Source organism: Rhodospirillaceae bacterium (genome assembly GCA_028819475.1).
Lineage (GTDB): Bacteria > Pseudomonadota > Alphaproteobacteria > Bin65 > Bin65 > Bin65.
The window spans coordinates 22,942-31,852 of record JAPPLJ010000065.1; the positions used below are offsets into that span (position 1 = coordinate 22,942).

Below are 8,911 nucleotides of genomic sequence, written 5' to 3' on the forward strand. Positions count from 1 at the left end.
GCTTACGCCGCCACCTTGCGTTCGAGGATCCGGCGCTCCAGTTCGGGCCGGAAATGCCGGATCAGGCCCTGGATCGGCCAAGCCGCCGCGTCGCCGAGGGCGCAGATCGTGTGGCCCTCGACCTGGTAGGTCACCTCTTCCAGCATGTCGATCTCGCCGATGTCCGCGTCGCCGCGCACCAGCCGCGTCATGACGCGCCACATCCAGCCGGTGCCCTCGCGGCACGGCGTACACTGGCCGCAGCTCTCGTGCATGTAGAATTTCGACAGGCGGCAGATCGCGTCGACGATATCGGTCGACCGGTCCATCACGATGACCGCCGCGGTGCCGAGGCCGGATTTGAAGCCGGCCAGCGTGTCGAAGTCCATCGGCAGGTCCTGGCAGATATCCGCCGGCAGGCAGGGCACCGAGGAGCCGCCGGGAATGACGGCCAGCAGGTTGTCCCAGCCGCCGCGCACGCCGCCGGCGTGTTTCTCGATCAGCTCGCGGAACGGGATGCCCATCGCCTCTTCGACGTTGCACGGCGTGTTCACATGGCCGGAAATGCAGAACAGCTTGGTGCCGGTGTTGCGCGCGTCGCGGCCGATGCCGGCGAACCAGGCGGCGCCGCGGCGCAGGATCGTCGGCACGACGGCGATGGATTCGACGTTGTTCACCGTGGTCGGGCAACCGTAGAGGCCGGCGTTGGCCGGGAACGGCGGCTTGAGGCGCGGCTGGCCCTTCTTGCCTTCCAGGCTCTCCAGCAGCGCGGTCTCCTCGCCGCAGATGTAGGCGCCGGCGCCGCGATGGATGTGGATGTCGAAATCCCAGCCCGAGCCGCTGGCATTCTTGCCGATCAGCCCGGCCCCGTAGGCCTGGTCGACCGCGGCCTGCAGCCGCTCCCCCTCGCGGTAGAATTCGCCGCGGACATAGATGTAGGCTGTGTTGGCGCCCATCGCGAATCCGGCGATCAGGCAGCCTTCGACCAGCTTGTGCGGATCGTGGCGCATGATGTCCCGGTCCTTGCAGGTGCCGGGTTCGGATTCGTCGGCGTTGACGACCAGATAGTGCGGGCGGCCGTCGCGCTTGTCGTCCGGCGGCATGAAGGTCCATTTGAGCCCGGTCGGGAAGCCGGCGCCGCCCCGGCCGCGCAGGCCCGATTCCTTGACCTGCTGGCAGATCCAGGCGCGGCCCTGTTCCAGGAACCAGGCGGTCTGATCCCAGTCGCCGCGCCGGCGCGCGCCCTCGAGGCCCCAGTCCTCGAAGCCGTAGAGGTTGGTGAAGATGCGGTCGCGGTCGTCGAGCATCAGGCGCCGCCCTCCCCCGCTTCGGCCAGCGCCGCGGCCTGCGCGATCCAGTCTCCGCGTTCGATCCGGCCGCCGAGTTTCAGCGCGTCGTTCACCCATTGCTTTTCGCCGGGAGTCCAGGCGGCGACCTGATCGAAATGATAGACGCCGATGCCGTGCAGGGCGCTTTCGATCTTCGGCCCGAGGCCCTTGAGGCGGGCGAGCGCATCCGCCTTGCCGCCGCGCGGCCCGTCGAGCGCGGGCGGGCGGGCGGCCCCAACGGCGGGCGGCTCGGCGGCGGGCGCCTCGGCCGCGGCCGCCAAAGGATCGCCGTAGACCGCCGCCGGATCGAAGCGCACCGGAGGCGGCACGTCGAGCAGGGTCAGGGCGCCGTCTTCGGGCTCCGACGAATGGCGGCCGGTCTGCGATCCGGCCGACAGGTCGTCGCCGTTCTTCAGCGCGCGCAGGACGGCGGCGAAATTCTCGTAGGTCAGATCCTCGACGAAATCGTCGTTCACCTGGACCATCGGCGCGTTCACGCACGCGCCCAGACACTCGACCTCGGTGCAGGTGAACTGCCCGTCATCGCTGGTTTCGCCGGGGCCGATGCCGACCTCGTCACGGATGGCGCGGAACACCTCGCCGGCGCCGCGAATCATGCAGGGGGTGGTGCCGCAGACCTGGAGATGGAACGTTCCGACCGGGGCGAGGTTGATCATCGTGTAGAAGGTCGCGACCTCCATCACGCGGATCTTGGCCATGCCGAGCCGCCCGGCGATGTGCTCGATGGCGGCCCGGGGGACCCAGCCGCCGTGCTGGCGCTGCGCCAGGTCGAGCAGCGGCAGCACCGCGCTCGCCAGCCGGCCCTCCGGATAGCGGGCGATCGCGCGCTCCGCAGCCCGGCCGTGCTCGCCGTCGAAGGCGAAGCTCTCCGGCTGCTCGACAGCCGCCTGGGCCGGCCCGCTCACCGGTCGACCTCGCCGAACACGATGTCCATGGAACCGACGATGGCGCAGACGTCGGCCAGCATGTGGCCTTTCGACATGAATTCGGTCGCCTGGAGATGGGCTAAGCCCGGCGCCCGGATCTTGCAGCGGTAGGGCTTGTTGCTGCCGTCGGCGACCAGATAGACGCCGAACTCGCCCTTCGGCGCCTCGACCGCCGTGTAGGTCTCGCCGGCCGGGACGCGGTAGCCCTCGGTATAGAGCTTGAAATGATGGATGAGCGCCTCCATCGAGCGCTTCATCTCGCCCCGCTTCGGCGGCGTCACTTTGTTGTCGTCGGCCGCCACCGGCCCGTCGAGTGTCTCCAGCCGGTCGAGCGCCTGGTCGATGATGCGCAGGCTCTGGCGCATTTCCTCGACGCGCACGAGATAGCGGTCGTAGCAATCGCCGTTCCTGCCGACCGGAATGTCGAAATCGTAGGCCTCGTAGCCGTCGTAGGGCTGCGCCTTGCGCAGGTCCCAGGCGAGGCCGGAGGCGCGCAGCATCGGGCCCGAGAAGCCCCAGTCCAGCGCGTCCTTCGCCGTGACGACGCCGATATCGACCGAACGCTGCTTGAAGATGCGGTTTTCCGTCAGCAGCGTCTCGATATCGTCGACGATCTTCGGGAAGGCCGCGCGCCAGGCCCTGATGTCGCCGATCAGGCCGGCCGGCATGTCCTGATGCACGCCGCCGGGCCGGAAATAGGCCGCGTGGAGCCGCGCGCCGCACACCCGCTCGTAGAAGCCCATCAGCTTCTCGCGCTCCTCGAAGGCCCAGAGGAAAGGCGTCAGCGCGCCGACGTCCATGGCATAGGCCGGCACGTTGAGCAGATGGTTGAGTACCCGGCCGATCTCGGCGTAGAGCACCCGGATCGCCTGTCCGCGCGGTGGAACCTCGAGGCCCAGCAGCGTCTCTGTCGCCAGCGCGAAGGCATGCTCCTGGTTCATCGGCGCGACATAGTCGAGCCGGTCGAAATAGGGCACGGCCTGGAGATAGGTCTTGTGCTCGATCAGCTTTTCGGTGCCGCGGTGCAGCAGGCCGATATGGGGATCGGCCCGTTCGACGATCTCGCCGTCCATCTCCAGCACCAGGCGCAGCACGCCGTGGGCCGCCGGATGCTGCGGCCCGAAATTCAGATTGAGATTCTTGATCTCGACGTCGCCGGGCCCGGAGCCCAGCCCGGAACCCTGCCCTGAACCCTGCCCTGAACCCTGCAGGGCGCCCGCCGCCGGCCGTCCGTCAGGCATGTCGCTAGCCCTCCGCCGCCCCGGCCGATGCGCCCGATGCGCCCGATGCGGCCTTTTCGTCGCCCGGCGCAACCGGCGGCAGGCCGCGGGTCATGCCTTCCCAGGGCGAGAGGAAATCGAAGGTCCGGTAGTCCTGCTGCAGCGTCACGGGCTCGTAGACGACGCGCTTCTGCTCCTCGTCGTAGCGCACCTCGACGAAGCCGGTGAGCGGGAAATCCTTGCGCAGCGGATGGCCGTCGAAGCCGTAGTCGGTCAGCAGGCGGCGCAGGTCCGGATTGTCGGAAAAATAGATGCCGTAGAGGTCCCAGGCCTCGCGTTCGAACCAGCCGGCGGCGCTGTAGACCTCCGCGACCGACGGCACCGGCGTCTCCTCGTCGGTATGGACCTTGACCCGGCAGCGCAGGTTCGCGGTCACGCTCAGCAGGTTGTAGACGACGTCGAACCGCTCCGCGCGCGCCGGCCAGTCGACGCCGCACAGATCGACCAGGCAGGTGAAGGCGCAGTTCGGATCGTCGCGCAGGCGCGTCAGCACCGTGACGATCGCCGCCCGGTCGACCGTGAGGCACAATTCGCCGTGCACGATGTCCGCCTCGATCGCCGCCCCGACCGCGTCCCCCATTGCGTCCCCCATTGCGTCGGGGTGCAGGACGGCAAGGACGTGCTCCTTCAGGTCGTTGAGCGCTTCCGGGGTCATCGGCTGCCGGGTTTCGCGGGGCTACCGGGCAAAGCTCGCCGTGCGGCGGATTTTCTTCTGGAGTTGCAGAACGCCGTAGAGCAGCGCCTCCGCGGTCGGCGGACAGCCGGGGACATAGACGTCGACCGGCACGATCCGGTCGCAGCCGCGGACCACCGAATAGGAATAATGATAGTAGCCGCCGCCGTTGGCGCACGAGCCCATCGAGATCACCCAGCGCGGCTCGGCCATCTGGTCGTAGACCCGGCGCAGCGCCGGCGCCATCTTGTTGGTCAGCGTCCCGGCGACGATCATCACGTCCGACTGGCGCGGGCTGGGGAAGAACACGGTGCCGAACCGGTCGAGATCGTAGCGGCTCGCCCCAGTATGCATCATCTCGACGGCGCAGCAGGCGAGGCCGAAGGTCATCGGCCAGAGCGAGCCGGACTGGGCCCAGCCGACCAGCGAATCGAGGCTGGACACGACGAAACCCTTGGACCGGAACTCCTTGTCGAGGAAGGCGTCCAGTTCCGGCAGCTGCGCCGGGGCGGCCCCGGCCGCGCTATCCGCTGCGCTTTCGGGAGCGGCTACTCCCATTCCAGCGCCCCCTTCTTCCATTCGTAGACGAAACCGACGGTCAGGATGACGAGGAACACGACCATCGACCAGAAGCCGAAATGCTGGGTTTCCGAGAGCGTGATCGCCCAGGGGAACAGGAAGGCGACTTCGAGGTCGAAAATGATGAACAGGATGGCGACGAGATAGAAGCGCACGTCGAACTGGCCGCGCGAATCCTCGAACGCGTCGAAGCCGCACTCATAGGCGGCGAGCTTCTCCGAATAGGGCTTCTGCTTCGCCAGGATCCACGAGGCGGCGACCATCGCGATCGCAAGCCCCAGGGCAATCCCCAGAAAGATGGCGATCGGCAGGTATTCGGCCAGGATATCGCTCATGGGTTCCGTCAGGGGTTTCCGTCAGGGGTTTCCATCAGGGGGGGTCCGTCAGGATTGCCGTGTCGCCCGGCGTTCCGCCGGCCCGGACAGGCCGGTTATAGGGCCGACCGTGTCGATTGCATACCCCTAGCACGGTCCCGCCCGGCCGCACAGCCGGCGCACCGCCGCGCGCGGCAAATTTTCGTGATCGGTCGCCTGTTTCGACGGGAAATCCGCGGGCCGGTTGCGGGAGTGGCGGGAGTGACGGGACTCGAACCCGCGGCCTCTGGCGTGACAGGCCAGCGCTCTAACCAAACTGAGCTACACCCCCGCAGCAGGCCCGCAGCAGACCCGGCACCCCGCGGGATTGCACCCCGGAAATCGCCCGGACTGCGCCCCTGAATGCGCCGGGAAAACGCGCGCCTGAACACCGCGTTACAGAGCGCGGCATGTAGGGCAGCGCCCGGCGGGTGTCAAGCAAGCGGCCCGGGGCTGCGGGGGCCATTGCCGGAGATCGCCTATGGCGCCGCCCTATCGAGCGATTGGATGAACTGGATGCCGTCGATCTTCTTTCTGCTCAAGCGCTCGTCGTTGGTCACGAACAGGTCCGTTTCAGCCGCTGCTGCGCAAGCGAGCTGTATCGCGTCGGGCGCGGCGATCGAACGATCCCGACGTATCTCGGCAAACCTTGGGGCTGCACGGACATCGAACGGCAGGATCGTCGCTCCTGTCAGAATTGTGTGCTCGTACCGCCGCACCAAGTCGGAATTGCCGGTCTCCAGAGGCTTCACCAGCACTTCGCCGAGCGTGATCGCCGAGGTAAGGAGCTCGTCCCGGCGCTCCATCATCCATTCGCGCAATGCCGTAACCTGCCTGGCATGTTCGCCTTGATCCTCAAGGAGATAAATGAAGAGATTTGTGTCCCAAAAAATTCTGCTCATTGCCAGCCCTCGCGGAGCCTCGCGACATAGTCATCCGCGTCCTCGTCTGCCCAGATTTCCCGACCCAGGCCGCGCAAGGACAAAATCGGATCTTTGCCGTCGCCTTCGCGGTCGCCGGCATACTCCCGCCGATACCATTCGATCAGGTCGCCATAGGCTGGCGGTATTTCACTGAGATTGGGAATTTCCTTGCCCGAAACGCGAAGGCGGTGACACGGGTCGCCGGGCCGGTACAGGCGGCGGCGGCCCTTTGCCGTCTCGAACAGCATCCGGTAGCGCCCCGGATTCGGCGGCTTGTTGGCGACGCAATGGAGATAGGCGTGGACCTGCACGCCCGGTCGCAGCGCACCGGCGCCTGTCGCCTTTTCCGCCTCGGCCCGGTGGACAATTTCCGCGACGGTGAAGTCTTCCCGGTCCGGATGCCCGCGGTGCAGCAGTGCCGTCGCGATCCATACTTCGTCGGCTACTCGAATGTTTGCCATGCCTACTTATCCTTCTTGGTTTACTAAGATAACTTAGTAAATTAGTGTTTGCATGGCAATGGGGCAATTCCAAAGTCGATAAACGAGCAGGATGTGCGCCACCCGAGAGGGTCGCGACTGGGCGCAGGCACTTCCCGCCATTCGCAGCAGCTATACCGAAGCGCTTCTTGCCACCCGTTCGGCGAAGCGCCGGCGGGCCGGGGGTAGTTGGCGGTCGTGGGGCGCGAAGACGTGGCGCTCGAGGAAATGGCCGCTGAGCTTCAGCCCGTCCGCGATGTCGGGCCAGGAAACCCCCGCCGGCCCGGCCCTCGTCGCGGCCCCGGTCGCAGTATCGGTCCCGCCGTTAAGGAAGTCCGGCAGGCGCAGCAACTTCGCGGCATAGGGCGCGCCGGCGGACAGGCTGACCGCCCGGCCGCTGTTCGGCGACACGAAGGCGAGCCGGTCGTTGCTGCCCGTGGCGGCGCAGCGCTCCAGGTCCAGCCCGAAGCCGAGTTCGCCGAGCAGCGCGATCTCCCACGCGACGTAGGCTTCGCCCCAGTCGTCCCGCTCCAGCGCGTCGAGCAGCGCCAGCAGGCCGCGGTAGACGGCGGGCACGGGCGCGCGCTCCGGCAGCGCGGCCTCGGCAAGCGCGCAGGCGGCGCCGAGGCCGGCGAGGCGCAGCGGATCGGCGATCCAGCGCCCGGCCCGGCCGGTCTGCAATTCCGCGGTCAGGGTGCCGAGATGCTCGGCCAGCCGGCCGCGCCAGGTCGCCCGGACGCCGTTGCCCGGCTGATAGACCGGCCGCTGCCGCCGCGAGCCGCCGCCGCGGGCGAGCCCGGCATGGCGGCCGTGCCCGGCGGTGAGCAGCTGCACCACCAGCCCGCCCTCTCCCAGCCGCCGGGCCGCCAGCACAATGGCGTCGTCGGTCCATTCCATAGCGGGAGATATGTCGCGCAGGGGGCAAGCGGGAGGGGGCAAGTCTTCCGGTCACCAAAGCGCCGACGGGGCGTGGGGCGAAACTGGCTGCGCCCGTTGCCTTCGGCTTCAATAGGCTGTTTGCTTCCGATATTCAGGGCCGGGCGCCGATGGAGACGCAACACCCCCGATTGTCAGATAGTCAGCTTCCGGAGCACTTTAGACATTCTTTTCCGCTGTTCCTCAGAAACCGTGGCGAGATAGCGCTGGATTTCATCCTGAATGAACACTTGGTAAAGCTGTTTCTCCGCAGCATTGTAGGGCCATGCCTTTTCGAAGCACTTAAACCATAAGTATTCCGTGTACGGCCTGCCGGCCCACTTCGAATATGGGTGCATATCCTCAAGGCTTCGTCGGTTTTCCGCTCGAAATGCACGGTCACATTCTTTGATGCGTTTCTGTGCTGATTTCGTTTGCAAGACGGCAGTTCTCGCTCGTATACGCGCTCGCTTGGCGATCCGAGTCGCGGTGCGAATCAGTTCTATTTCCTTCTCTGCACGCTCAATATCCTGTGGATTAGCCGCATCCTTTTGATCGGCCGCGACCGGCGCGGCGTACAGCGCCGCAGTCAAGAGCAATACGAGACGGATCATCGGAGACCTCCCAAAGAAATACTGGCGACGACCCACCGGGCCGAGCGGCGCTGGAGCGAATGGCCGCTTGTAGACCATACCAGCGCCAGCATCTTCCTAAGCATCTTCGCGGCGGCTCTGTCTCGGCTTTGCTATACCCATCAATACAGCGATGAAGAACATGAGCGGGAAGGCGAACAAGAGCAAGAGCACGAGGAGTATCGTCGCGCCGGAACCGGACCGTCCCGCCCAGGCAAACATCGCGGTTAGCCCTCTGATGCCGAAGACAGCAAACAGGACAACAACCGCAACCACGATGAGTATCTGCCAGATCGATAGGCCCATGCTCCACCTCCATTCCGGGGAGGCGTGTTAGCTTTGCTGCCTCTGTTTGCCAAGTATTTTGCTGCCTCTGTTTGCCAAGTATAGTGCCGCCCATCGCGATCAAATTGCCGCCCGTGTCAACACCGATTTGCTGACATAGTGCTGACACGGCTTCGAGAATGAAAAACCGCCTTGGGATGGTATCCTGTAACTCATTGATTAATTGAAGAAAATTGGTAGCGGAGGAGGGACTTGAACCCCCGACACGCGGATTATGATTCCGCTGCTCTAACCAGCTGAGCTACTCCGCCCCAATCCTGTCGCCCTGCCCCCGATCGTCTGCCCGGATTTCCGGCGGCGGAGCCTGGCGGGCGGGCTGTCTGGCGACGCGCGAGACGCCCGCCCCGCGGGACGCGGCGAGATAGGGTCACGGCCCCGCTCCTGTCAAGCGGGGCGGCGCTTCACGCCGGTTCTCACGCCGGGTCTCACGCCGGGTCTCACGCCGGGTCTCACGCCGGGTCTCACGCCGGGTCTCACG

General features: G+C 66.3%; 10 protein-coding genes, 2 tRNA genes and 1 pseudogene. All 13 read right to left on the reverse strand.

Translation table 11 applies throughout. The features are described from left to right. Positions 1-2: 2 nt before the first annotated feature. Positions 3-1,286 carry an NADH-quinone oxidoreductase subunit NuoF gene (gene nuoF, locus OXM58_19345; GenBank protein MDE0150521.1) on the reverse strand — a complete coding sequence of 428 codons (1,284 nt, stop codon included), beginning with the start codon at positions 1,284-1,286 and terminating at the stop codon, positions 3-5. Between the two features lie 344 nt (positions 1,287-1,630). Continuing rightward, a pseudogene (nuoE, locus tag OXM58_19350) lies at positions 1,631-2,233 on the reverse strand (NADH-quinone oxidoreductase subunit NuoE). Beyond that, positions 2,230-3,495, reverse strand: coding sequence for an NADH-quinone oxidoreductase subunit D (locus OXM58_19355; protein MDE0150522.1), 1,266 nt, complete (start codon positions 3,493-3,495; stop codon positions 2,230-2,232). The pseudogene nuoE and the gene OXM58_19355 overlap by 4 nt, the downstream one beginning before the upstream one ends. 4 nt (positions 3,496-3,499) lie before the next feature. Beyond that, positions 3,500-4,126 carry an NADH-quinone oxidoreductase subunit C gene (locus OXM58_19360; GenBank protein MDE0150523.1) on the reverse strand — a complete coding sequence of 209 codons (627 nt, stop codon included), beginning with the start codon at positions 4,124-4,126 and terminating at the stop codon, positions 3,500-3,502. Positions 4,127-4,210: 84 nt separating this feature from the next. Beyond that, positions 4,211-4,705: an NADH-quinone oxidoreductase subunit B gene (locus tag OXM58_19365; GenBank protein MDE0150524.1), complete on the reverse strand. Its 495-nt coding sequence runs from the start codon at positions 4,703-4,705 to the stop codon at positions 4,211-4,213. 50 nt (positions 4,706-4,755) lie between these two features. Continuing rightward, on the reverse strand, positions 4,756-5,121 hold the full coding sequence (locus tag OXM58_19370; protein ID MDE0150525.1) for an NADH-quinone oxidoreductase subunit A: 366 nt from the start codon (positions 5,119-5,121) through the stop codon (positions 4,756-4,758). Between the two features lie 232 nt (positions 5,122-5,353). Then, positions 5,354-5,431, reverse strand: a tRNA-Asp gene (locus tag OXM58_19375). A gap of 187 nt (positions 5,432-5,618) precedes the next feature. Then, positions 5,619-6,041, reverse strand: a complete 423-nt coding sequence (locus OXM58_19380) for a PIN domain-containing protein (protein ID MDE0150526.1) — start codon at positions 6,039-6,041, stop codon at positions 5,619-5,621. Then, the gene (locus OXM58_19385) at positions 6,038-6,523 is read right to left on the reverse strand and encodes a hypothetical protein (protein ID MDE0150527.1); all 486 of its coding nucleotides are present in this window, start codon (positions 6,521-6,523) and stop codon (positions 6,038-6,040) included. Before OXM58_19385 ends, OXM58_19380 begins: the two co-directional genes overlap by 4 nt. A 150-nt stretch (positions 6,524-6,673) precedes the next feature. Beyond that, entirely contained in the window at positions 6,674-7,438 is a 765-nt protein-coding gene (gene recO / locus OXM58_19390) for a DNA repair protein RecO (GenBank protein ID MDE0150528.1), read from the reverse strand. 173 nt (positions 7,439-7,611) lie between these two features. Continuing rightward, on the reverse strand, positions 7,612-8,070 hold the full coding sequence (locus OXM58_19395; GenBank protein MDE0150529.1) for a hypothetical protein: 459 nt from the start codon (positions 8,068-8,070) through the stop codon (positions 7,612-7,614). A 96-nt stretch (positions 8,071-8,166) separates the two neighbouring features. After that, positions 8,167-8,394, reverse strand: a complete 228-nt coding sequence (locus OXM58_19400) for a hypothetical protein (protein ID MDE0150530.1) — start codon at positions 8,392-8,394, stop codon at positions 8,167-8,169. A 213-nt stretch (positions 8,395-8,607) separates the two neighbouring features. Beyond that, positions 8,608-8,684 (reverse strand) — tRNA-Met (locus tag OXM58_19405). Positions 8,685-8,911: the final 227 nt, after the last annotated feature.